General features: G+C 42.2%; 19 protein-coding genes and 1 tRNA gene. 16 read left to right on the top strand and 4 right to left on the bottom strand.

Features of this window, described 5'->3' with window-relative positions; genetic code table 11:
- Positions 1-95 precede the first annotated feature (95 nt).
- Positions 96-1,604 (bottom strand): leucyl aminopeptidase, encoded by a 1,509-nt coding sequence (pepA, locus tag SNR28_RS11305; RefSeq protein WP_375752492.1) that lies wholly within the window; start codon positions 1,602-1,604, stop codon positions 96-98.
- Positions 1,605-1,793: 189 nt separating this feature from the next.
- Here pepA and lptF point away from each other — a divergent pair, with 189 nt between their 5' ends.
- The 3 genes from lptF (at position 1,794) to SNR28_RS11320 (ending at position 6,329) form a co-directional block, all read left to right on the top strand.
- Positions 1,794-2,906, top strand: coding sequence for an LPS export ABC transporter permease LptF (gene lptF / locus SNR28_RS11310; protein ID WP_375752494.1), 1,113 nt, complete (start codon positions 1,794-1,796; stop codon positions 2,904-2,906).
- 3 nt (positions 2,907-2,909) lie between these two features.
- The gene (gene lptG, locus SNR28_RS11315; RefSeq protein ID WP_375752496.1) at positions 2,910-3,980 is read left to right on the top strand and encodes an LPS export ABC transporter permease LptG; all 1,071 of its coding nucleotides are present in this window, start codon (positions 2,910-2,912) and stop codon (positions 3,978-3,980) included.
- A gap of 255 nt (positions 3,981-4,235) precedes the next feature.
- Positions 4,236-6,329 carry a methyl-accepting chemotaxis protein gene (locus tag SNR28_RS11320; RefSeq protein ID WP_375752498.1) on the top strand — a complete coding sequence of 698 codons (2,094 nt, stop codon included), beginning with the start codon at positions 4,236-4,238 and terminating at the stop codon, positions 6,327-6,329.
- Positions 6,330-6,392: 63 nt separating this feature from the next.
- Here SNR28_RS11320 and SNR28_RS11325 read toward each other — a convergent pair whose 3' ends face one another.
- A complete protein-coding gene (locus SNR28_RS11325; protein WP_375752500.1) occupies positions 6,393-7,310 on the bottom strand; it encodes a glycine betaine ABC transporter substrate-binding protein in 918 nt (305 codons plus the stop codon).
- A gap of 232 nt (positions 7,311-7,542) precedes the next feature.
- Complete coding sequence (locus SNR28_RS11330; protein WP_375752502.1) at positions 7,543-8,013, bottom strand: RDD family protein; 471 nt, start codon at positions 8,011-8,013, stop codon at positions 7,543-7,545.
- Between the two features lie 193 nt (positions 8,014-8,206).
- Between SNR28_RS11330 and SNR28_RS11335 the strand changes: the two genes are divergently transcribed.
- The 12 genes from SNR28_RS11335 (at position 8,207) to SNR28_RS11390 (ending at position 22,387) form a co-directional block, all read left to right on the top strand.
- Positions 8,207-8,291 (top strand) — tRNA-Leu (locus SNR28_RS11335).
- 235 nt (positions 8,292-8,526) lie between these two features.
- Positions 8,527-9,165: a YchE family NAAT transporter gene (locus tag SNR28_RS11340; RefSeq protein ID WP_375752504.1), complete on the top strand. Its 639-nt coding sequence runs from the start codon at positions 8,527-8,529 to the stop codon at positions 9,163-9,165.
- A gap of 196 nt (positions 9,166-9,361) precedes the next feature.
- Positions 9,362-11,995, top strand: a complete 2,634-nt coding sequence (locus SNR28_RS11345; protein WP_375752506.1) for a TIM-barrel domain-containing protein — start codon at positions 9,362-9,364, stop codon at positions 11,993-11,995.
- A 208-nt stretch (positions 11,996-12,203) separates the two neighbouring features.
- On the top strand, positions 12,204-13,232 hold the full coding sequence (locus SNR28_RS11350; RefSeq protein WP_375752508.1) for a substrate-binding domain-containing protein: 1,029 nt from the start codon (positions 12,204-12,206) through the stop codon (positions 13,230-13,232).
- Positions 13,233-13,253: 21 nt separating this feature from the next.
- Positions 13,254-14,486 carry an alpha-amylase family glycosyl hydrolase gene (locus SNR28_RS11355; RefSeq protein ID WP_375752509.1) on the top strand — a complete coding sequence of 411 codons (1,233 nt, stop codon included), beginning with the start codon at positions 13,254-13,256 and terminating at the stop codon, positions 14,484-14,486.
- 27 nt (positions 14,487-14,513) lie between these two features.
- Positions 14,514-15,692, top strand: coding sequence for a maltose/maltodextrin ABC transporter substrate-binding protein MalE (gene malE / locus SNR28_RS11360; RefSeq protein ID WP_375752511.1), 1,179 nt, complete (start codon positions 14,514-14,516; stop codon positions 15,690-15,692).
- A gap of 31 nt (positions 15,693-15,723) precedes the next feature.
- A complete protein-coding gene (locus SNR28_RS11365; protein WP_375752513.1) occupies positions 15,724-16,698 on the top strand; it encodes an aldo/keto reductase in 975 nt (324 codons plus the stop codon).
- 238 nt (positions 16,699-16,936) lie between these two features.
- A complete protein-coding gene (glgA, locus tag SNR28_RS11370; RefSeq protein WP_375752514.1) occupies positions 16,937-18,412 on the top strand; it encodes a glycogen synthase GlgA in 1,476 nt (491 codons plus the stop codon).
- Between the two features lie 874 nt (positions 18,413-19,286).
- A complete protein-coding gene (locus SNR28_RS11375; RefSeq protein WP_375752516.1) occupies positions 19,287-20,288 on the top strand; it encodes an outer membrane beta-barrel protein in 1,002 nt (333 codons plus the stop codon).
- A gap of 223 nt (positions 20,289-20,511) precedes the next feature.
- Positions 20,512-20,670: a hypothetical protein gene (locus SNR28_RS11380; protein ID WP_375752518.1), complete on the top strand. Its 159-nt coding sequence runs from the start codon at positions 20,512-20,514 to the stop codon at positions 20,668-20,670.
- A gap of 100 nt (positions 20,671-20,770) precedes the next feature.
- A complete protein-coding gene (locus SNR28_RS11385; RefSeq protein WP_375752520.1) occupies positions 20,771-21,700 on the top strand; it encodes a LysR family transcriptional regulator in 930 nt (309 codons plus the stop codon).
- Positions 21,701-21,772: 72 nt separating this feature from the next.
- Positions 21,773-22,387, top strand: coding sequence for a LysE family translocator (locus SNR28_RS11390; protein WP_375752521.1), 615 nt, complete (start codon positions 21,773-21,775; stop codon positions 22,385-22,387).
- A gap of 39 nt (positions 22,388-22,426) precedes the next feature.
- Here the strand turns inward: SNR28_RS11390 and SNR28_RS11395 are convergent, their stop codons facing one another.
- A complete protein-coding gene (locus SNR28_RS11395; protein ID WP_375752523.1) occupies positions 22,427-23,929 on the bottom strand; it encodes a DUF4832 domain-containing protein in 1,503 nt (500 codons plus the stop codon).
- Between the two features lie 348 nt (positions 23,930-24,277).
- Between SNR28_RS11395 and SNR28_RS11400 the strand changes: the two genes are divergently transcribed.
- Positions 24,278-25,537: an HD-GYP domain-containing protein gene (locus SNR28_RS11400; protein WP_375752525.1), complete on the top strand. Its 1,260-nt coding sequence runs from the start codon at positions 24,278-24,280 to the stop codon at positions 25,535-25,537.
- The last annotated feature ends 193 nt before the right edge of the window (positions 25,538-25,730 follow it).

Consider the following 25,730-nt stretch of genomic DNA (forward strand, 5'->3'; position numbering starts at 1 on the left):
ATGCGTTAAATTTAGCTCAAGGTATGCATTCCCACGGAGACCGTGGGAACGAGACGAGTCTCCTGCCGGAGCAGGAATGACGATAAACTTGCTTTTTACTCTTCTATTTCCTGACCGCTGCGATTTAGCAGGAACTGAACCAGCATAGATACAGGACGACCAGTCGAGCCTTTTGCTTTACCAGACTTCCATGCAGTACCTGCGATATCTACGTGTGCCCAGTGATACTTCTTAGCAAAACGAGACAAGAAGCAACCCGCAGTAATAGTACCGCCCGGACGACCACCGATGTTTTGCATATCCGCGAATGGGCTTGCTAACTGTTCCTGATATTCGTCAGCCATTGGCAGACGCCATGCACGGTCACCCGCTTGTTCAGAGGCGTTTACGAGCTCATGAGCTAGCGGGTTGTGGTTAGATACCAGACCGCTGATGTGATGACCTAATGCAATAACACAAGCACCTGTCAGAGTTGCCACATCAACGACGCACTCTGGCTCGTAACGCTCTACGTAAGTTAACGCATCACAAAGTACAAGACGACCTTCAGCGTCCGTGTTTAGTACTTCAACAGTCTGACCAGACATGGTTGTTAATATGTCACCCGGACGATACGCGTTGCTTCCAGGCATGTTTTCACAGCCTGCAAGGATTGCTACTACATTGATTGGCAGATTCAGTTTTGCCAATGCTTTCATGGTTCCGAAAACAGATGCCGCACCACACATGTCGTACTTCATCTCGTCCATGCCTTCGCCCGGCTTAAGGGAAATACCGCCAGAATCGAATGTCAGTCCTTTACCAACCAGGACAATCGGTTTAGCTTCAGAATCTGGGCTACCTTTGTACTCCATTACCGACATCATGGATTCATTCTTAGAACCACGACCTACGGCAAGATAAGAGGTCATACCCAGCTTTTCCATTTCCTCTTCACCGATGATTTTGGTTGTCACCGTTTCAAAATCATCCGCAAGGCGACGCGCCTGAGACGCAAGGTAAGCAGGGTTAGCTACGTTTGGTGGCATATTGCCTAAATCTTTTGAAGCACGAACACCCGACGCTACAGCAAGGCCATGAGCAATGGCTTTTTCACCAAGGTTGAGTTCGCGACGAGTAGGAACGTTAAATACCAGCTTGCGAAGAGGGCGACGAGTTTCCGGCTTATTGCTCTTAAATTGATCAAATGTGTAGAGCCCATCTTTTGTGGATTCTACTGCCTGACGAACTTTCCAGTATGTGTCACGGCCTTTAACGTGAAGTTCAGTCAGGAAGCAAACAGCCTCCATAGAACCCGTTTCATTTAGTGTACTGATAGTTTTCTGGATAATTTCTTTGTACTGACGCTCACCAAGCTCGCGTTCTTTACCACAGCCAACCAGCAATACTCGCTCAGATAGTACACCCGGTACCTGATGCAATAGCAGCATCTGACCTGGTTTACCTTCTAAATCACCGCGGCGCAGTAGTGAGCTGATATAGCCGTCACTAATTTTATCCAACTGTTCCGCCACTGGAGATAGACGTCGCGGCTCAAACACACCAACGACAATACATGCACTGCGCTGTTTCTCCGGACTGCCACTTTTTACACTAAACTCCATGCGTACTCCTACATCGTGAAGACAAATAGAACTAAATGTTAGATAATCAGAAATTAATACGTAAAATTCTATAGAATGACTCTGAACCTAATATCTAACATTTAGTCGAAAAATTAATAAAATAAAAGGTTCACCGAGAAATTATAGTGATTAGACTAAAAAAACAAGTTTTGTACAGGTACTTTTAGCGTGATTATTGTCAGATATTTGACCCGCGAGACAATCAAGAGCCAGTTCGCCATATTTTTTGTGCTCTTTCTGATATTTATTAGTCAGAAATTCATCAGTGTTTTAGCCGATGCCTCCGACGGCGATATTCCAGCGAGTCTTATTCTTTCTATTGTTGGTTTAAACATGCCAGCGATGGGTTTGCTCATGTTGCCACTGAGTTTATATATCGGAATTTTGGTGACTTTTGGTCGTTTATATGCGGAAAGTGAAATAACCGTAATGAACGCCACCGGGATCGGAAACAAGTTTTTGATTCAGGCAGCGCTTTACCTTGCAGTTATTACGGCTTCAGTCGCTGCGTTTAACTCACTATGGCTTGCTCCATGGGCTCAGGATAAAGAAGCTCAGTTGATAGAAGAAGTTGCATCCGACAACAGTGTTGAATTGCTGCAGAAAGGGCAATTCCAGAGAACACCTGACGGTAGCGCTGTAGTCTTTATCGACGATGTAGATGGTAAAAATCTTGATAGTGTATTTGTGGCTCAAATAGTGCCAAAAGACTCACTAAGACCGAGTGTTGCGCTTTCTAAGACTGGCGTCGTAAAAGAGTTGACCGATGGTCGTCAGGTGCTAACACTTCAGGATGGTTCCAGATATGAAGGTGTCCCTTTCCGCGTAGACTACATGGTCACTCATTTTGAAGAGTATGATGCGTTAATTGGTCAGCGAGAAGTGAAGAGAAAAGGACGTGACTGGGAAGCGAGACCAACCATTGATCTTATTGGTAATCCGGATTTGAAAGCGAATGCGGAGCTGCACTGGCGCATATCTTTAATTATCTGTATACCAATGCTGACCATGTTAGTGGTACCGCTGTCTGCCGTTAACCCTCGTCAGGGACGATTTGCGAAAATGGGACCCGCTATTCTACTTTATCTGGCTTATTTCTTGTCGCTGAGTGCGATGAAGTCCGCTATGGAAGATGGCTCTATTCCACCTCATATCGGAATGTGGCCTATTAATACTGCGTTGTTGCTATCGGGCATAATAATGAACTCACTAGATAGTGTGGCTGTCCGTAAGTTCAAAGATAAAATCAGACAAAGAAAACTAAGCAAGAAGGTAGCGTAAAGCATGTTTAAAATTCTGGATCTCTATATCGGCAGAACCATTATCGCTACCAGTTCGCTTGTACTTGCTACGCTCGTTGGTCTTTCCGGTATCATCAAATATGTTGAGCAGCTAAGAAAAGTTGGTCGCGGTACTTACGATTTGTTACAAGCTCTTTATTTTGTACTACTTTCTGTTCCACGTGATATTGAAATGTTCTTCCCAATGGCTGCTTTGCTTGGTGCGCTAATTGGGCTTGGTATGTTGGCTGCAAGCTCTGAACTGACCGTTATGCAGGCGGCTGGATATTCCAAGTTGGATATTGGTTTGTCAGTACTTAAAACCGCAGTACCGCTAATGTTGATTGTTATGGCATTAGGACAGTGGGGAGCTCCTCAGGCACAGAAGATGGCCAGGGAACTGCGTGCTTTTTCGGTATCTGGTGGCCAAATTGTATCTGTTCGAAGTGGTGTTTGGGCGCGAGATGCAAGCGACTTTATCTTCATCGGAAGAGTTGATGATGACAACCTAACGGCAGTTAACTTGTGGCGTTTTAATGAAGATAAGAAGTTAAGCCAGGTTATTTATGCGGCTACCGCTGACTACATCAGTGACAATCGATGGCAGATGAACGACGTTCAGGTTACCAACATGGAGAACGAAGTTGAAGTCTCAAAAGTGACCCAGAAAACCTATGAATGGGATACATCTTTGGCTCCGGATAAACTCGCTGTCGTAACGGTGAAACCGGAAGAGTTGGCATTAAGTGGGCTGTATGACTATGTAAACTATCTGAAGGCCTCAGAGCAGGATGCATCACGCTATGAACTGGCATTTTGGCGTAAGCTAACTCAGCCCCTTTCTGTTGCCGTGATGATGTTGATGGCGCTCTCTTTTGTATTTGGTCCACTGCGTAGTGTGACTATGGGAGCTAGGATACTTTCTGGTGTAATTGCTGGGTTTACCTTCTACATATCCAGTGAGTTCTTTGGGCCGTTGAGCTTAGTATATAAGATTCCGCCTTATATAGGCGCAATCGCTCCTAGTATACTGTTCCTCATGGTGGCGATAATGTTACTAAGAAGAAAACTATAGATAAATGAAAGGGGAAGCATTGCTTCCCCTTTCTTTATTTATCTCGACTCTCTTTCAAACCAATTACTTTCCTTATGGATTTACTGGCCTAAAGAGCAAACTCTGGTTGTCTGGTCTATCCACTTAAATAGCACATGAGCTAGTTAATGAAATATTGATCGTGTCTATATTTTTGCTTTTTACCATGCACTATACTGCGCGTGTTTTTTATACAACTATCCGCACAACATTCTTCTAATAATAAAGAGATAACCTATGCAATTTAAGTCTATTCAGACACAAATAAGTGTCTATATGTTCGTATGTTCTCTTCTGATATCTGTTGCTCTGGTAGGAAGCGCTCTTAGTAACTCTGCTGATGTTCAGCAACTGACAGAAGAGAAGTCAGGTGAGCTACTGATTGATATGGTAAAAAAGGATTTAATTTCAGAGGTCAACACAACTTCATCAGTCGTACATGATCAGCTAAATGAAGTACTCAACAAAGCACGCACACTTTCATCCACTTTCAGCACAATAAAAAAAGAGCTAGATGAAGGGCAAATTGATGCGAAAGAATCTCGCAAAGTCATGACGCGTATGCTGAAAGATATGACGGAAACAAACCCGGACTACATTGGTTTTGCTTCTGGTTGGAAACCTAACAGCCTAGGTTCCGATACGCTGTTTAAAGCCGCTGGTGGGCACGATGGACAAGGCCGATTTGTTCCATATTGGAACAGAGACTCAAAGGGCATCTCTCTGGCATTAATGGAGGGGTATGAAGATAGCAGTCGAAACAGTAATGGGGATAGAGTAGGTGAGTACTATCTATGTCCTATGGAGACCAAGAAAGACTGCATTCTAAATCCTTATGTCTACTCTATTAATGGGCAAGATACACTGATGACGACGATTTCTTCACCCGTTGTGGTGGGTGGAGAAGCGCTGGGTATCGTGGCCATTGATGTTTCAATTAATGTGCTTAGTGATCTTGCTAACGAGATCAGTTCACACTTATTTGATGGCGCAGGTGAAGTGTTCATTATTAGCCAGAATGGCTATATCGCAGGGCATAGCGCTGGTAAAGGTATTGGTCAGCCTCTAAATAACAACGATATTTCACGATTGCTGAACAGCAATGGAAGTAAGCTTGAACTTGGCAATGAGAACATTATTGTTACTGCTCCTGTAAGCTTTAAGAGTTCAACTGCTCAGTGGCAGGTTGCAATTGTCGTACCTACTAGCCTGGTTTATCAAGATATAGAACAACTGGCTAACAGCATTGAGTCTGCAAACACTGACGCCAGAAATATGCAGATTATTCTTTCTGTTTTGATCACTGCTGTGTCAGTCATACTAGCTTTCTTCCTGGCTGGAAAAATTACTAAACCAATTCGCAAAACGGTTGATGTGTTGAACATGGTCGCTGAAGGAGATTTAACACAACGTCTGCATATAAACACTAAGGACGAAACGCGTTCATTGGCAGATGCTTGTAATACTTTCCTAGATAAAACTCAGCCTTTGATCAGCGCGGTATCTGATTGCTCTAGTGATTTAAGTCATTCAGCTCAGATGACTCTGAATAGCTCAGTGAACACTCGCCAACAAATGGAAGAACAGCAGTCAGGCTTGGAACAACTGGCCACTGCTACCGAAGAGATGGCCGCGACAGCTGAAGAGGTTGCAGGTATTGCGAACAGAGCGTCATCTGCCACAGATGATGGTAAAAATGCCGCTCAGGAAGGTCAGAATGTTATCTTCGAATTAGGCACGGTTACACAGGATTTGGATCAAAATATCGCGGATACGTCGAAAGTCATTAGTCAGCTAAACGAGCAGAGCAATCAGGTTCGCGCTGTATTGGATGTTATACAGGGAATTGCAGAGCAAACAAACTTACTTGCTCTTAATGCTGCAATAGAAGCTGCGCGTGCTGGAGAACAAGGGCGAGGGTTTGCTGTTGTAGCAGATGAAGTTCGTTCCTTGGCTCAAAGAACGTCTGAATCTACGGGTGAAATAGAGAATATCATTCAAAGTCTTCAACAGAGTGCACAGTCGGCTGTTGGCGCAATGGAGAGCAGTCAATCCAGTGTTGCAACAGGTGTTGAGCAGGTAGAGAAAGCGAATAATACCTTATTGAGTATTCTTGATAGCATGGATCAGATCCATCAATTGAATATTCAGGTTGCAGCCGCCGCTGCTCAGCAAAGCACAGTATCTAAGGATATTAGTGCAGGAGTTACGGATATTAATACTGTCGCAGGCTCGGTAGCTCAAGATACTCAGGCAACAGAGCAAAGTAGCCACCAGTTGAATGGTATTTCAGAAAGCCTAAGTAAGCATGTTGGACAATTTAAGGTGTAGTTGATTGAGCCAAACTAAATACTACAGACTGATATAAACCAAAGGAGCTGAAAAGCTCCTTTGTCATTCATTGGCATCAAGGCATTCCGGGTGAGCTATCCAATCGTTAACTCTAGTTGTGTTTTCTATTAGCCATTTTTCGGCAGCATCGCGAACAGACAACTTTTCTACATCAGTAAGATAAGCCGCATAGCTCAGATCTTCTGCATCCATGACAAAAGATTTTGTAATGGCTAAAGCACAAGGGGATTTCTCTTTCAATGAGCTGGACACTACTGATTTGATCCACCCTGTCTTAGGATTGTCGCAATCCCAAGGGCGATGTGGATTGACTCCCCAGGATGCGTCTGTTTCACATCTTTCATCAAAATCCGGAAGTTCCACAAACTCTCCATCATATACTTGCCATATCCAGTTGGGAGACCAGTTGAAAATGAGTATGGGTTTGTTTTGCTCCATTGACTCAATAATTTTCTTATTTATTTCTTGCGTATTTTCAAGTTGAGTTACCTGAAATGGTAGTTCAAAGGCTCGCATTTTTGCTTGTTCTGGTTTATCCCATGGCCCAGCATAATATGTTTCAGTACCACTGGCGTCCGTAAATACACCGGGACAATTTGCCAAAGCTTTCCAGGAGGGTAATCCCGGACAAAGCTTTTTTGCGAATAATGGGTACCACCATCCCTCTCTGGAAGTCAGGTTATGTTCAGCAGCGACTTCAGCGCGATTCATCTCAAGCATAGTTTTCAGCGGCTTACTCATAGAGCCTTCCCATACTTCTACTTGAATATCTGCTTTTCCAGCATTCAGGTAGAACCATTGTCCGGATGAGGAGCCCTCAAATAATTCGCTTTCAATATTCTGACGTTTAAATAGTAAATCCAGTACATGGGTTAATACTTGCTGGCTAGACCAATTGAGCTCAAGCAAAGTGACAGTTTTAGGGAAGGCAGAAAAAGAAGTGACCAGAGATAAGAGCACTAAAATTTTCTTTACTACGTGAGTCGTATTTTTATTCGCTAGGCTGTGTTTTTGTCGTAAATGATGTAGTAACACAAGCGCCCCCATTCAGTAACACTAATTTCTAGTATAGTGTCCAAGTTTCATAAACTTCGGTCTTGAACTTAATAATTTCCCAATAAATTTATGCCTATGCTGGTTCGTCTACTACACCTATAAGGGGGGAACAAGACACTTACATGCTCATCGAAAATTATTCAGGGAGCACAACGACTTCAGTTTTTGCCCACATATCGTGGAAGCCACGCTTTTTCGGATCAATAGGTACGGTTAGGTTTGCTAATCCGAAGATAGATGTCCCAATTCGAATTAATGCCTGTGTGGGAGTGATGGTGGTTCCATCTGGCTTTTGAACTCGTAGCTTCCAGGCGCGCATTCCGACGGTCTGTCCTGCTCTGGTCCAGAAATAAACAAAGAACCCAACCCAAATAACACCTAGGTAAAGAGTAAATACATGACTGAAGATAGGGTGTTTAGTGAGCATATCGCTGGCATCGGTGTATGGAGCATAGTTCAACAGGCCCGCTGCGACTAACGCTTCTAAAACCGCAATTACCACACCTGCTGCCATCATTTCTATTGCTGCGATAACCAGTCCATCATATATGAGAGCGGCAAATCGTCGGGTCATTCCTGCTTTTGGGTACTCAATTTTTGTTTTCATATTTTTGGGCGACTTAGTATTTAGTAATTATTTATTTTGCAACAGAATACCTAATATCAATAAATATGGCTAACACAACGGATTTTGAATCCGTCGCCTCAATTCTGGACAATTAAGCAGCAACTAACTCACAAATAAAAGTTTTCTTCTTGCACCGCTTGGTTTCATCCGTATAATGCATCGAACAAATTGTGCCGGTGTGGTGAAATTGGTATACACGACGGATTCAAAATCCGTTGCCTTCGGGCGTGGCGGTTCAAGTCCGCCCACCGGTACCACTATTTAAACAACAAAGCCTCGACGAAAGTCGGGGCTTTGTTGTTTCTAGGCTTCTTAGAACGTACTTATCGTATTCTGACTGACATCCGTAAAGGCTTTAAAGCCAACGTCAATTTCTAGTAAAAAAGCCGAGAGTTTTACCACTCTCGGCTTTTTTCAGTCGCGGACAAAGTACTTTTGGATTATAGTCGCGCCACTAGATATTCCCATTCATTTATCATTCGGATAACACAGATGCAATCATTTGAAATAGCTATATTTTTACAGTTTTTTCTTGGCCTGGTCGCAGCAGTGAACCCTGTAGGTATCATGCCAATATTCGTCTCTCTGACTAACCATATGACAGTGGAAGAAAAGCGAAAAGTCGCGATGGTAGCAAATGTGTCAGTTGCTGCTTTTCTTACGGTGTCTTTGCTTGCAGGGCAGGTGCTTTTAGACATGTTCAGCATATCCCTGGATTCATTCCGAGTGGCTGGTGGCTTGTTGCTGCTTAGTATCGCTTTCACCATGATGAGCGGTAAGTTAGGTGAAGAAAAACAGAACAAACAGGAAAAATCAGAGTATGTCAGCCGCGAACAAGTTGGCGTCGTACCTCTTGCGATGCCATTGATGGCCGGTCCCGGCGCGATCAGCTCAACGATTGTATATGGTTCACGTTATCCAGGTATGTTCGATACACTAGGAATTATCGTTACCATTGTTCTATTTTGCTTGTGTTCATGGATTCTGTTCCGTTCTGCCCCTCTCATTGTGCGCTTTTTAGGGCAAACCGGTATCAACGTAATCACCCGAATTATGGGTTTGATTCTAGGTGCACTAGGCGTGGAGTTTATTGCCAACGGATTACGTAGCTTGTTCCCTGGACTGGCTTAAACAGGCAACCAACAAATAGCATTGTCACAAATCGGGCTTCAAAATATAGAATGTATTCTTTGATTGTGGCCTTACTTTTGGCGAAATATAAGAGGTGATATTGATATTATCTATATCACCTTTTTTAGTACCTATTTCTGTTCTGTCTGGTTAGTAATTAAACTGGAAAAAGAAAATATGGAAATAGGACTCCAATGTGAAAAAATGGCTATTGAGTGCGACGACTGTCGGACTATTATCTGCATGCAGTACTCAAACTGTTCCCACCGATACATTTTTGTTTGAAGGTCGCGATAGTTATCAGCTGGTTGCCGCTGATGTATTCCGATTAAGAAAAGCTTACCCAGAATACAACTTAACTAAGTCACTCAGACCTCTATACAAAAATCGTTATTACTCAGAACCTGACTTCAAAGCTGCGTTATCTGAGAGCCTCAAATTACCTTTAAATGATGAACTCTATGTTGAGTTAAAACGAAATGCGTTAGTTGATGCGCAAAAAGTTCAGCTCAAAGTTCTGTCAGATAAGGCGGTGCAGGTTAAGTTTGGTCACTCAGATAGCATTGAACTTTCTGAAATGCTGGATACCAGTGCGTTTCAGTTGCCTGTAAATATTTCGGCGGATGGAAATAAAATCGCAACCGGAGAAATGGAAGTTATTGTTGCGGAAAATACCTTGTGTGTTTCAGTTTCCACAGCTCAGGGAGCGTTAATAAATAAGATATGCCCTGAGTCCAACAATACTTTTTCACTCTCAACGGATGTTAAATACCAATATAGTGGATTGGGGCAAGAGTTTCAGAATCCAGGTGTGATAGATGGGACATGGAACGGGAAGGTTCGTCATTCCGGAAACCGTATGGAAGGATTCAATCACGGAGCTACTGGTAACACGATGTTTCCTGTTCTCTATGCAACAAACACCTCAGCCACTGACTTTGCCATATATCTGGATAACAAGTACTCAACAGAATGGGATTTTACTAAAAGTGACGCTCACATAAACTCAGTTAAAGGGGATAGCAATCTGATTGTGATGCTGGCGGATGAACAGGCTGAGCTGCGTGAAAAGTACATGCAGTTGACAGGTAAACCACTTGTTCCTCCCCGTAAGATGTTTGGATTGTGGCTTTCGGAATATGGTTTTGATAACTGGCAGGAGATGGACGATAAGCTAAATACTTTGAAAAGTCAGAATTTCCCTATCGATGGCGTCGTCATGGATCTTCAGTGGTTTGGTAATGTACAAGGCGGTGATCCAAACAGTCAGATGGGAACATTGACCTGGGATAAAAAGAATTTTCCTGAACCAGAACAGAAGATAGCTAATCTGAAAAAAGACGGTATTGGCATGATGCTCATTGAAGAAAGTTATGTCAGTTCCGGACTGGAAGAACACCGTGAGCTCGAGAAGCGAGGTTATCTAGCCAAAGATCCTGAAACTGGAAAAGCGATCAATACCAATCCTTCTGGTGGTGGTAATTGGTGGGGTAAAGGTGGAATGATCGACTGGAGCAACCCGGAAGTAGGTGAGTTCTGGCATGAATGGAAACGGAAACCCCTGGTCGAGATGGGAGTGATTGGGCATTGGACTGATCTGGGTGAGCCAGAAATGTATAACCCTAAGTCTGTTTATTTTAACGACCAACCTCATAACGAAATCCACAATGTTTTTAACTACCGCTGGCTTGAGAGCATTTATGAGGGATATCAGAGAAATGAAACTGCAACACGCCCATTTATGATGAGCCGTTCAGGTACTACAGGTATACAGAAGTTTGGTGCATCAATGTGGTCGGCAGATATTGGCTCGAATCTTTCTAGCCTTGCTACCCATGCAGGACAGCAGACGAACATGATGCTTTCTGGTATTGATTACTATGGCTCTGATATCGGAGGTTTTCATCGGAAAGGGCTGGTAGCGATAGGGGAAAGGAAAAAGGTCGTCTTGAAAGAGACATATACCCAGTGGTTCGCATACAGTTCAATGTTTGATGTTCCGGTAAGGCCGCACACTGAAAACCTGTGTAATTGCAAAGAAACTGCACCAGATCGAGTTGGTGATTTGCTCAGTAACAGAGCAAATATCGAGCTGCGTTATCAGATGATTCCATACCTATACTCACTGGCTCATGTTGCCCATTTAGAGGGAAAGCCTCTCTTTCCTAGCTTAGCTTACACCTATCCCAAAGATGATAGGGCGCTTGCTCAGCATCATCAGAAGATGATTGGATCATCATTAATGAGTGTTGCTGTTGCGCAGCTCGGTCAAACGACAACAGAGGCATACTTTCCGGAGGGAAACTGGTTTGATTTCCGCACAGGAGAGAAACTCAACCTTTCTGAGACAAGACATGCGAAGGATCTTCCTTTGTATCAAGACGGTTTGTTTGAACTGCCATTGTTTGCTGTTGAAGGTGCCATTATTCCATTCAATCCGGAAACGACGGGCAATATGAGTAGTGATGTCCCGGATACTTTGGCGGTCAAAGTTTTTGGTTTAGCTGAAAGCAATGAGTTTACTCTGTATGAAGATGACGGGGCTACGAATCGTTATCTTGATGGGGAAGTCAGAAAAACGAGATTTGAAACAAACCACTCTGGCTCAAAAGCTAATATGACGCTCTCAACTCATGGAAGCTATCAGAATGCGAAGGATAAACGGGATCTTCTTATTGATTGGTTTATCGGTGACAGGGAAGTTGAAGAGGTATTGCTGGATGGTGTGGAATTAAGTAGTTGGGAGCAACTGGATGGGAAAATATCGATCTCAGTGGCTGATCTTAACCTTCTAAAATCACACAGGTTTACCTTAAAACTCAAAGAATAATCTTATCACTGTTTATGATAAACACCTTACGCCAGCATTGAACTGCTGGCGTTTTTTTAGTTTTTACATCACTCATGCAAACAAATTTAAAGCGCTTTAAATTTGTTTGCGCATACTGTCTTTCTGGTCACACTTTATACTATTTATTATTGATAGGCAGTGGTTTGAGTTATAAATTTAAAGCGCTTTAAATTTTACTGAAAATACTATGACAACATTATCAGAAGTATCTAAACATCTTGGATTATCAATGGCGACGGTTAGTCGTGCTTTGAATGGCTACCCTGAAGTCAATGCGAAGACGCGCCAGAGAGTTCTGGATGCGGCGGAAGAGTTGGGGTATCGACCAAACAGCGTTGCTCAGAAACTGGCGACAGGAAAATCAAAAATGGTTGGCATTATGCTGCAATCGCCAGATGAACTGGTTTGTGCACCGACCTTCTTAAAGGAGCTATCCAACATTAGTAATCACCTTGGTGTGAAAGGTTATGACTTGCTCATCAACTCCTCTCTGCAGGGGAACAATCTACAGGCATTAAAAAACTTTGTATCTAAGAGCTCTGTCGATGGTTTGATAATTAAAGCCCCTGAAGTTAATGACGAAAGGATCAGCTTCTTACTAGATAAAGGAGTTCCGTTTGTTGTGCATGGGCATGATATGAGTGAGCAAAATTATGCTTACTACGATATTGATAATGCTTCTGTTGCTAAGCAAGCAGTGAGCTTTCTGCATCAGCTAGGTCATGAGAAAATCGCCTTTATCAATTCCGACGAAAAACAGGCTTTCGCTAAAACCAGAAGCGAAGCATTTAACAACAAGGTGCTTGCTCTTAATCTGAATCCTGCACAATGTGAGATTTTCCACTGCTCGCCTGAGGTTAAAGCAGGGCACGATTTGGCTGTCGAGTTACTTAACGGTGATGACAAACCTACCGCGTGCATTTGTTCTAGCAGTAAGGTTGCTTATGGTGTGTATATGGCCGCTGGTGAACTAGGCCTTGAGATAGGTAAAGACCTATCTGTTATCGCCCATGACGATGGTATTAGCCACTTTGAAACTCGCGAGTTTAATCCACCTTTGACGGTAACACATTCACCGCTTACAGACTCTAGCGAGCCAATCGCAGATGCAATTATCAAGCTGATTTCTGGTGTTAGTCCTTCAGATCTAAAAATCGTATCACCGGTAGATTTGATCGTCCGAGAGTCTACCGGAAAACCAAATACCAAATACTAAATAACATTGAGGAGAATCCGCATGGATTGTTTTAACCATCCTGAGTGGACGAAAGATAAAAATATCTACGAAGTGAACTTGCGCCAGTATACCGAAGAAGGAACCATCAAAGCCTTTATGGAGCACCTTCCTCGTTTAAAGTCGATGGGGGTCGATATCCTTTGGCTTATGCCAATTCACCCTGTTGGTGAGAAGAATCGTAAAGGAACTTTGGGTAGTCAGTATGCCGCTAAAGATTATATGGGGCTAGATCCATCTCTAGGTGAGAAATCTGATTTAAAAATACTGGTCGATAAAGTACATGAGATGGGTATGTACCTGATCATTGACTGGGTTGCGAACCATACTGGATGGGATAATGTTTGGGTAGATGAACACCCGGATTGGTATCAGAGAAATGAACAGGGTGAGTTGTTCCCTTATACCTATGTTGATAGCAAGAAAACCGAATACTGGACGGATGTTATTGGCCTGAACTACGAGAACCAGGACCTTTGGCAGGGTATGACTGATGCAATGGCATATTGGGTTCGTGAGTTCGATATAGATGGTTTCCGCTGCGATGTGGCAGGACTTGTTCCAACACCATTCTGGGAGTTTGCAACAGAGCAACTTCACCAGATTAAGCACCTGTTTATGTTGGCCGAATGGTCTGCACCAGATCTTCATGATAAAGCTTTCGATATGACCTACGACTGGGGTTTCTACGAATTAATGGGAGAAATCGTCAAAGGTGACAAATCAGTATCAGATATTCCTAAATACTTAGATAGTCTGTTTTCCGAGTATCCAAAAGATGCTTACCGCATGGTATTTACAACAAACCATGACAAAAATAGTTGGGAAGCGAGTGATGAGGAATACTTTGGTAAGGCATTCAAAGCTTTCTCTGTACTTGCTGCGACCTTATACGGTATGCCTCTGATATACAGTGGTCAGGAATCGTATCTGGATAAGCGTGTCGAGTTTTTTGAAAAAGATTCTATTAACTGGAAAGAGTTTGAGCTTCAGTCGTTCTATACAGAACTGTTAAAACTCAAACATGAAAACCCTGCTCTATGGAATGGTACATACGGTGCTATGCCGGTGTTCAGGGATACAGAAAACCCATATGTAATCAGCTTTGTTCGAGAGAAAGAGAACAACAGCGTTGAGGTTACTATCAACTTATCAGGTGAAACTCAGCAATATAAAACCCTACACTCAAATGCTGAAGCAAACCTGGAACCATATCAATACGTAATTAATAGCTAGTACTAACTGAAACAAAAGGTCTGAAATATGAAGAAACTAAGTCTAATGAGCTTAGGGGTCGCTTTCGCCCTGAATTCTGTCAATGTTGCCGCATTTAGTGATGATCAGATTACGATCTGGATGCCTCTGGACAAAGGCCAGAAGGGCATGACCTACGCAGTAGAAAAATTTGAAGAAGACACAGGTATCAAGGTAAAAGTTGAATTTCCAGAGAGTCTGGAAGAGCGTTTTGTACAAGTAGCTTCTGTTGGTAAAGGCCCGGATATTATGGTTTTTGCACATGATCGCTTTGGTGGTTATGCAGAAGCGGGTTTGGTTCGTGAGGTAACACCAGCAGATAGCTTTAAGCAACAGTTTGAGGCGTTTTCATGGGATGCTGCGAGCTACAAAGGTAAGACTTATGGCTATCCTATTGCGGCTGAGTCTGTATCTCTGATTTACAACAAAGACCTGGTAAAAGAGCCTCTTAAAAACTGGGAAGACGTATTTGCTTTGGACAAAAAGCTTGCTAAGGAAGGCAAGAAAGCGATCGCTTGGGATGTGAAAACTCCTTACTTTACACACCCTCTATACTCAAGCGATGGCGCTTATGTTTTCGAGCTTGGAGCCAATGGCTTTAACCCTGAGAAAACAGGTGTAAATACACCTGAAGCCAAAAACACAATGACCTTCCTGAAGAGAATCATTGATGAAGGTGTGATGTCACCTGATATGGACTATGCTCATGCAGAAACTGCGTTTAACAAAGGGCAGGTAGCGATGACCGTAAATGGTCCATGGTCTTGGGCGAACATCGAGAAAATGGGTATTAACTACGGAGTTGCTGAGCTTCCTAAGTTTGATGGTAAAGCATCTCGCCCATTTGTAGGTATTCTGATGGCTGGTATTAACACTGCCTCTCCAAATACTGATATCGCGCAGGAGTTTATTGAGAACTACCTGCTGTCTATCGACTCATTACGTTACATGAACAGCCAGGTACCAATTGGTGTTCCTGCGCTGAAAGCCTTCTCGAAAGAGCTGGATAGCGATCCGCGTATTCATGCATCTCTGGTAAACGCACAAAACGGTGACATTATGCCGAATATCCCACAAATGATGGGTTACTGGCACGGACTGGGAGCGGCGATTACCAACGTTATAGAGGGACGTCAAACGGTAGACGAATCTCTGGTAGATTTAGAAAAACGTGTGTTAGCACAATAAAATCATCCCCTTATGGGGAACAGGAAAAATCATGATAGTGAAAACAATTAAAGATATGCAGGCATCTGCATTGGGTTTTGGTTGCTGGGCAATGGGCGGTACCTGGAATAACGTTTCAGATAAAGAGTCCATCGATGCTGTGCATGCTGCTATTGAGCATGGATTTAACTTCTTTGATGTGGCTCCTGTATATGGTCTTGGGCACGCTGAAACGGTGTTGGGGCAAGCTCTTCAGGGTATTGACCGTACAAAAGTTATTATTGCAACTAAGTGCGGTTTGCCTTGGGACAAAGACAACAACGTGACGAATAACCTGACGGCAAAAGGGATATTTCAGGAAGTAGAGGAGTCATTAACTCGTCTGCAAACTGAGTATATCGACCTTTATCAGGTTCACTGGCCGGATCCTAATACGCCAATCGCAGAAACGGCTGATGCATTAGCAGAGTTAAAACGTCAGGGAAAAATTCGTCATGTCGGTGTATCTAACTACTCGTTAGATATGACCAGAGAGATGATGAAAGGTGTTGAAGTTGCAACATTCCAGGGGCTATACAACCTTCTGGAGCAAAACCCGACTCACTATCATAATATTCCGTTGCAGTACCGGGCTCGCGAAGAAGCGCTTCCTTTCTGTAAAGAGCATGATATGAAGTATCTGCCGTACTCGCCACTCATGCAGGGATTACTTGCTGGTGTTTTAAAACGCACGGGCAACTGGGATGAGAAAGACGATCGCAGTAATAACCCTAAACTTAACGGTGAAGCGTTTGAACCATACTTCAACTGTGTCGAAGAGCTGAAAGTTCTGGCGAAAGAAGCCAATATTCCTCTTGCTCATCTGGCTATCCATTGGCTGGTGGCGCAAGAAGAAGTTGGCCCTGTTATCGCTGGTGCGCATAAGGTTGAGCAAGTTCAGAAAAATGCTGAGTTCATTGACTCAACAGCAAGCATAGAACTGCTTCAGCGTGCAGAAGCAATTGTAGAAAAATGGAACCTTAAGTAGTTTTTATCCTTCAGCCCCAACTTTTTGACAAATTGTTGGGGTATTACTCCCTTATTTCCTTACAAAATGTGATTACAGCATGTAACTCTGTATGCTTTTCGCTGTATTATTTTTCAACCCCCTAGTGTAAAAACGATTATTTAGCTGATTTAAGGCTTTTCCTGATAATCAGTAAGGCAGTTATTTCTGCCATTAAGCCATTTTGGATTGTAAGTAAGAAGAAATTTGAGGGACTTAAATGAATATAGTCTGGGCAACAAGTGAGGCTGCACCATACGCTAAGACTGGCGGATTGGCGGACGTGTCATACTCATTACCATATGCGCTGGCCGAAAACGGGCACAATGTATCGGTGTTCATGCCGTACTACCCACAAGTTATGGGTGACAAGTGTAAGGACACAGAAGTAGTTTACGAATTACTGGGCGTTCCATTCGGAGACGGAAGAGAAGAGTGGGGTAGCATTCGCCGCCACAAAGTAAGTGAAAACCTGTCTTTCTATTTCATCGTTAACGACAAATATTATGACCGACCTAAATTATATGACTGGGGCGGTAGTGAATACTCAGACAATGCTGAGCGCTTTATTTTCTTAAGCCGTGCCATTATGCAGGCTGTATTAGCGCTTAAAATTGATGTCGATGTATTGCATTCGAATGACTGGCATACTGCGTTATGTAATGTTTATTTGAAGAGTTCTCTATACAACCAATACAGTAACTTCAGTAAAGCTAAGTCGATTATGACGATTCATAACATCGGCTATCAGGGTGTGTTCAACAAATCGAACCTATACTGGACAGGCCTTGGCTGGGATTACTTCAACTTCCATTGTCTTGAGTACTATGATCAGCTTAACTTCCTGAAAGCAGGAGTTGAGATGGCAGATATGGTGACAACGGTTAGTCCAACTTATGCCATGGAAATTCTATCTCCTGAGTATGGATTTAGCCTGGAGCACTCACTACAGCACAGAGCTGTTCAAGGTAAGCTGCGCGGTATTCTTAACGGCATTGATATCAATGAGTGGAACCCAGAAACGGATCCGCTTCTTCCTCACAACTATTCTCATACTGATTTGTCTGGCAAAGCTTTATGTAAAGAAGAGTTGCAGAAAGAGTTTGGTTTGACTATCAGAGCTGATGTTCCTGTGTATGGTGTCGTTTCAAGACTGGCGACTCAAAAAGGACTCGATGTATTTATTGATTGTATTGATGAAATGCTCCGTGAAGATGACGTTCAAGTCGTTGTCGTGGGTTCTGGTGAGAAGTGGCAAGAAGAAGCTCTTGCGCATTACACCAAAGCGTATCCGGGTAAGTTTGGTAGTTTTATTGGCTATAGCAACAAGTTAGCGCACCTGGTAGAAGCAGGTTCTGACTTCTTTATCATGCCTTCACGCTATGAGCCATGCGGGCTGAACCAAATGTACAGTATGAGATACGGCACTATCCCTATTGTTCGTTCTACAGGTGGACTGGAAGATACGGTAGTAAACTATTCTGCGAAGGATATTAATAAAGCAACAGGCTTTAAGTTCTACGATCTGTATCCAGCAGCACTGCGTGATACATTGAGATGGGCGGCATCTATTTATCGCAATGACAAACCAGCCATTCAAAATATGGTGGTTAATGGTATGACTACAGACTTTTCATGGCATCACACTGCTGTGGAATATGAAGAGCTTTATCAGCACGCAAATACGAAGTTCTAAATTTAGTCATCGCAAATTACTCTCTTCAAAGGTCACTTTATGTGGCCTTTTTTAGTTGTCCAATTAAAATTTAACCCAGGAGTATTAACATAAAACTAAATTCTATATGTCTGATATTTATGCATTAATTTGTATTGATATTAATTTATATTTATTTGTTATCTTTCTTCCTTCAATTCCGGTAGTTTCTGTTTGATTAAATAATAAACAATAAAAAGGCAAAGGTTGCCGTCTAATAAACGTTTTAGATATCTTGCGAAAGGAGTTGGTTATGCTTGTATATGCTGGTGAAAGATTATGCCGGGGGACTTATTTATGCAGTACTTGTCGAATAGCGATTACTATTGATTCACGTAGTAGTATTTTACCGAGTTGCCCATGTTGTGAGTCGTTAGAGTTTATCGTTAAAAAGTCCACTCTTGCACCAACATTAATAACAGAACAAATCACCCCAGAATTCATGTCCTCTACAAAACTCTCGCTATAACTCTCTCCAAATTCTTTGCAGAATAAAAAAGCCAATCATGGGGGTGATTGGCTTAAATCTAACAAACAAAACAAAACGTCATTTGGCTAGGAACCCCGTTAAACAATTAAGTCTTAGGGGTTACTTAAAGGCTAGTACCTAATTGAAATATTGCAATTTAAGTCATCGATTTGTTTGATTTTTTTGTTTGATTTTCAGTAATCACATAGCTCTACTGGAATTTAGATCTCAAAAGTAAGATAAACCTGAAAATATTCTTCATATAATCTAATGCGTAATACTTAGTTAACAGATACATGTGGTAAATATGTATAGTCTGATTTCAAAAGGTGGCTAAGTACCTTTTCAGAAATAAGCACATACTCATAAATATAAAAAGGATTTGTTATGAAGAAAGTAGTTGTTGCCGTTTCATCCCTCCTTGCTTTATCTCCACTTGCAGTGAATGCAGAAGTCTACCTTGGTGGTAAGTTAGGTAACTCATGGTTGGATGATGCATGTCTTGTTGGTTCTCCATGTGACGACAGTAGTTTTGGTGGTGGTATCTACGGAGGCTATAACTTTACGGACAACTTTGGCCTGGAGGCTGGGTTTGATCGTCTTGGTAGCTTTGAATCAAACTTTGCTGGCCCAAAGACTTTAGACGATAAAATTACTGCTCTGTCGTTGGCGCCAAAATTTACTTTACCGTTGGATGATCTGTCACTGTTCGCGAAACTGGGTGCAGCAAAAGTAGACTACGACTCAATTGATGATGTTGTTTTCTTGGGAGCACTTGGTGCGGAGTACGCATTTTCGAGTGACTGGGCTGCGCGATTAGAGTACCAGCGACTCAATGATATTGATGACTCTTTTGTTGATGGCATGGACATAGACTCAATATTCCTAGGGCTTACTTATACATTCGGAGCGAAGAAAGAAGCGGCTCCAGCAGCCATTGTGGCGGAAGAAGTAGAACCTAAACCGTATGAAGAAGAAGTGGTTGAAGAGCCTTTACCGGTAGCTGAAGAGCCAGTACCTGTTCCGGAAACTAAGCTATTCCAGGAGTTCGGTGTTGAGTTGTTCGATCATGACAGCTTTGAACTTGCTGAAGGTAGTGCTCAATATTTTAATTGGCTAGTCGGTGTAATGAAGAAATACCCACAAGCGGAAGCTGAAATTGTTGGTCATACGGATTCAAGAGGCTCAGAAGAGTACAATCAGGTACTTTCAGAGAAGCGCGCACAATCGGTTGCTGATTACCTTGTTTCTCAAGGCATTGAAGAGTCTAGATTGACAGTTGTCGGTGCGGGTGAATCACAGCCAAAAGCATCGAATGATACGGCTGAAGGTAGAATGGAAAACCGTCGTGTTGAAGTCACGATAGATGAGTTTGAAATCAAAGAGTAATTGTTCACATCACAAGAGGCTCAATACCTGAGCCTCTTTTTATATCTCCCTCTCTTTAGAGTTATTTCCCTAATGTTATAAATGTTGTAAATAATATTGATCAGGATCATTTGATCGTGTGAATGTTTATTTAATGTTATTTAAATGTGACTTATTGCTCTGCCGAAGCTTACACATATCCGTTAGAATTTTTCTTAGTAAATATTCACAGGGGAGGTGTTGAATGTTTTCTACTGGCGATAAACCAGGAAAAGGTTCTTATGTATGTGAGAAGTGCCGGATAGCTGTCGAACTGGATGACGATAGTAAGGTTCTACCGTATTGTCCATGTTGTGAAGCTCGTGACTTTCTTACCAAGAGTTGGGATCAAAAGGATAGCTAATTTTTATTGGTTAATCCGGTAGCTATGTAAAGCCTCGAATTTTCGAGGCTTTTTTTGTTTGCTAGAATAGTGAGCAAACTTTAACTCTATAGATATCTATATGCTTAATAGAATTAACCTCAATCTTTTGCGATCTTTACATGTGCTGCTTGAAGAGTGCCATGTCAGCAAAGCTGCCCAAAGATTGAATGTTACTCAGTCAGCAGTCAGCAGACAGCTTTCTCAGTTAAGGGACTTATTTGGGGATCCTCTCTTATTAAGAGAGGGGAATAGGTTAATTCCAACTTCGAAAGCGCTAGAGATTAAAACAAAGCTGGATTCACTTTTTGAAGAGTTTGATCACCTTCTTGAAGATCAAGCTTTTGATCCTTTTGAGTGGGAAGGCGAAATGGTCTTTTCTTCTAGTGATTATGTTGCCCAGTATATTTTCCCTGGGCTCGTAGCTGAGAGCTCTAAGCTTGCTCCAAAGGCTAACTTTAGGTATGTCATGTGGGAGAGAGATTTTTTAGCTGACCTGTCCAAGTCCGATATTCATCTGGCATCTACCATGATGCCTGAAGAGCCAGAAGGCTTATCCAGTATTTTGCTGGGTGAAGATAAATCTGTGGTTGTCATGAGGGAGCAGCATCCTCTGGCAGATAAACAGACTCTAACTCCAGAAGATATTCTGAGTTTTCCTCATGTTCTGATCACCGGTGGGGGAGACAAAAACTCCCACATTGAAAAAGTACTCACTGAATATGGAGCAAAAAGGCGAATAGGACTGAAGGTTCCGTTTTTTTCAGCTGCATTCGATACACTAACCGTTTGTGACTATCTTCTGGTTATTCCGGAGCATGTTGCAAAAAAAGTGTCTGAATCCGTCGATATTACTTACCGAAAATTCCCACTAGAGTTAGAGAGCCATAAGTATTGGCTTATTTGGCATCCTAAATATGACAGAGACCCTGCACACCGCTGGATGAGAGCTCAGGCAAGCAGAGCGATTAGAGGTTCGATGTATTCAATTGCTTATGATCTAGAATCATAGTCTTGATGAGTTTATTTGATTTCAATTGATGTCTTTTAGTTGATATTCTGATCTCATTGAACGGGAGATATTATGACTTTAACTGTATGGCTTTCACTTTTTACTATTTGCCTTTTAGGAGCAATGTCTCCTGGGCCTAGCCTGGCAATAGTCGCTAAACATAGTTTGGCTGGTGGACGAATGAATGGTATTGCAACGGCCTGGGCGCACGCGACGGGTATTGCGATTTATGCACTTATCACTTTGGTTGGATTAGCGGCAATTCTTCAGCAGTCACCTTTATTATTTAAAGGTATTAGCATTATTGGTGCAGTTTATCTGGCCTATCTCGGTGTCAATGCATTGCGCTCTAAAGGCGGAATTGCTGCAAAGCTGGAATCGGGTGAAAAAGTCAGTGTTTTTCATTCTGCAAAAGAGGGATTTTTGATCTCTTTGACCAGCCCTAAAATCATGATGTTTTTTACGGCGTTGTTTAGCCAGTTTATTACAACAGGCAATGAAGTGAGTACGAAAGCGATCATTGTAGCCACGCCTTATATTATTGATGGGCTTTGGTACACCTTAATTACCATCATGCTTTCTTCCCCGATTTTCATTGCTCGATTGCGTTCTAAAGCGAAGTTGATTGATCAACTATCTGGACTTGTTCTTATTGCACTGGCATGTAGAGTGATTTGGACTATCTGATTTGCGAGAGGGGATAATAAATCCCCTCTATATTGCCAACTAGTATATGTTGATGACTTTCAACTGATACCATCTATCGTGATACACGCCTTTATTTTTAAGCATAATTTTAGCTGAATCTGTTCCTGGCTCTACCAACCCTATATCAAGATAGTAACTGCCATCTTCAATGTCTGAAGGTATGGTTATGCTGTTTTTCTCAGTAAATACCTCTGGAGTGTCATATAGCTCATCCGATGGCATCCATTTCTTTATATCTACATTGGTAGGGTAGGTGGCGAGAATATTGCCCTCAGAATCCCGAATTCTATAACTTATTGGATAATCCAAATAAGAAGGAGCAACACCTTTGTTTATCCAGTGTGTTTTAATTTCGTATGTTTGGCCTTTCGCGAGATCTGCTTCCATGTCCAGGCCAACAATTTCAAACTGGTAGCCAAGCTTGTTCAATACATCCTGAATCAGAGACTGGTAAGTATCTGGTATCGGAGCAGATTTGGCATTAATTAATGAGGCGTGGTGCTCTAATGCCCATTCAAAAGTTTCAACAACTTCATCATAGTGCAGTTGATCCTGTAGTTGCTCCATGCTTTGCCAGCAGATTTCAAAATCTACAGGTTCTGTTTTCCAACGTTCATCAAATTCAGGATCAGGGTATTCGTTCTCGTATGGGCCTAATCCCTTCGCGTGCTCAATTGCATCAGGGTATCCGTGCCTCATATGACTCCACTTTCCGTGCCAGTCTCCCAAACAGTCTGCACGCCAGCCCATTCCTTTAGATGTTGCGTAGCTGAGCATGTCGTCCAAGGTTGAACCTATTAACATTGTCTTCTGAGTAGTAGGAAATGCGTTATCTACCATATCGACATATGGTTTGAGGTCATCATTGTTCAAGTCAATCTCTTTTGAACCGAGGTTGGAGCTTCGATAGTCCCAACCAGACATATGCCACTCTCCCCATGAGCCAACCATTCCGACATCGACCCGCAAAAGTTCCTCTTGTTCATCGTATCTCCGGCCCATCTCGTTGATGAAGTTTTCTGCGAGTTGCCTGAACAACGGATCTTTGTACATATCTCTAGCAGTCCGGGAGTCCATGTCGCATGAGGATGAGTTGTTATTATATTGGTCAGAGTCCACTTTTACTTTTGCCCAGCAAGGAGTGCCGTTACGGTTAGAGTAACTATCAGCAAGTGTCATAAATCTCAAAACGACTTTTTTATCCAGCGCTCTTGCTTGTTCAAATACTTCATCAATTTTGGATGTATCAAAAACACCGGGAGAGGTTTCAATATCTTCCCAGTAAAATCGAAAATAAATGACGCTGGTTTTTGGGTATGACGTGTGTCGATAGTATTGGTCATTATTGACTTCATAAGTATGAAAATCAGTAAAGCCCATACCAGGGTTCACAATTTGATTGGTTTGATCCCAGTGATTGTATTCTGTTTTATTCGTTGTAGCGCTGCTTTCAAAGCTAGCGGTTAATGCTGTGGTTATCAGAGATGATGTAAATATGGTACGTAATACTCGAGCTAACAAAGCCTGTCTCCTTTAAAAATATCAGCTTGAGTATAGGTGTTCTTGCTCATGACCCAACTAGGGTGGATTGGTATTGACTAACTTATTACAACTAGTCAACTTAAACGTAAATTCTCTGACTGTTTATCCAAACTCTCCTTGATTTCTATTGATTTTTTGCTGTCCAGGTCGTATTCCCTATTTCTATAGAATCAAACTTGATCTCTTAAGCTTTCCCGAATACAACTCTTACCTTATAATTTGATGTTATCTATATTTATGGCGAATGAGGTTCTGTTTCGTTGCAGTATGCGATGATGAGTACGAACGCTTGTTTGTTCAATCGAAAGAGCATGATTTAAGGGTAAAGTGGCTAGTATCAAGATTACTGTAGACAGAATCAGACCGGGGCTTCACGTTCGTCTACCAGTAAAGTGGAATGAGCACCCGTTTCTTTTCAATAGCTTCAAACTAAAATCTCAGGAGCAGATCAATCTGATCAAGCACCTTGGGATTCAGCACGTCTATATTGATCCTAATCAGAGTGATACCACACCTTTGCCTGTAGCAGAATCTATTGGAGTTCAGGAAACTAAAGAAGAATCCGCAGCTATAGATAAAGAAGCTCAAAAAATGTGGGATGAAAAACAAGCCCGCATAGATAAGCTGAATAACTATAGAAGAAGAGTGATTGCGTGCGAGAAAGAGTTCGAACGTTCACTCTCTCAGTTGCGCTCAGTTATGAGTAAGATTCGTAATCGTCCTGATACTGCTGTGGAAGAAGCATCAGCAATGGTTGATGATATCGTAGAGAAACTGCTATCTGATGATAACGTTACGCTCCACCTGATGAATGGTAAGAGCGAATTTGAGGATATTTACTTCCATTCTCTAAACGTTTCTATATTGGCGATGATGATAGCTAAGAGCAAAGGCTTGTCGAGTCGGCAGATTAAAGAAGTCGCATTTGGTGCGTTGTTCCATGATATTGGGAAGATAAAAATTCCTACTGCGATTTTACGAAAGACAACACCATTATCTGAACCTGAAAGCAATTATCTTAAGCTCCATACCAAATATGGGTTTGATATGGCCGAAGGTATCGATGGTTTCCCGGCAAGTGCAAAAAACATTATTACCCAGCACCATGAGCTTACAGATGGCTCTGGCTACCCAGATGGTAAAAAAGAGAAAGATATAGATGAGTTGGCTCAAATAGTTGCTGTCGCCAATGCGTATGACAACCTATGTCATACTAACATTATCGCTGAACAAAAAGTGCCGTATACCGCGTTATCTCACTTATATAAGAACTGTCAGCATCAATATAACTCTGAGAACTTAAATATCTTAATTAAGTTCATGGGCGTATACCCACCAGGAACGGTTGTTCACTTATCTAATAAAATGGTGGGCTTGGTCATTTCGGTTAATGCAACCAATATTCTTTGCCCGAATGTTCTTCTATACGATCAGAACGTACCACGTACTCAAGCTCCTATTGTCGATCTGGCCGATAAAGATATAAAGATAGAAGGGGCGATTGTTCCTGCTAAGCTGCCAGATAATGTCCGGGAGTACCTGAACCCAAGATCTCGCATCTCTTATTTCTTTGATAGTGATGATTAATCAAAATGAGCAGTTATCCACAAGTATTTGTGAATAACTTGTTCCTTTTTAGTGCTTAAGTCTGTATATGACGAAAACCCTAAAAAAATTCATTTTTTTTAAATAAAAGTGTTGCCAAAGAGAATTAGCTCCCTATAATGCGCTCCTCGTTGGCACGGAGAACTTCGAAAAAGAAACTTCTTCTACCAGCAGG

Source organism: Vibrio iocasae (genome assembly GCF_042245395.1).
Classification (GTDB): domain Bacteria; phylum Pseudomonadota; class Gammaproteobacteria; order Enterobacterales; family Vibrionaceae; genus Vibrio; species Vibrio iocasae.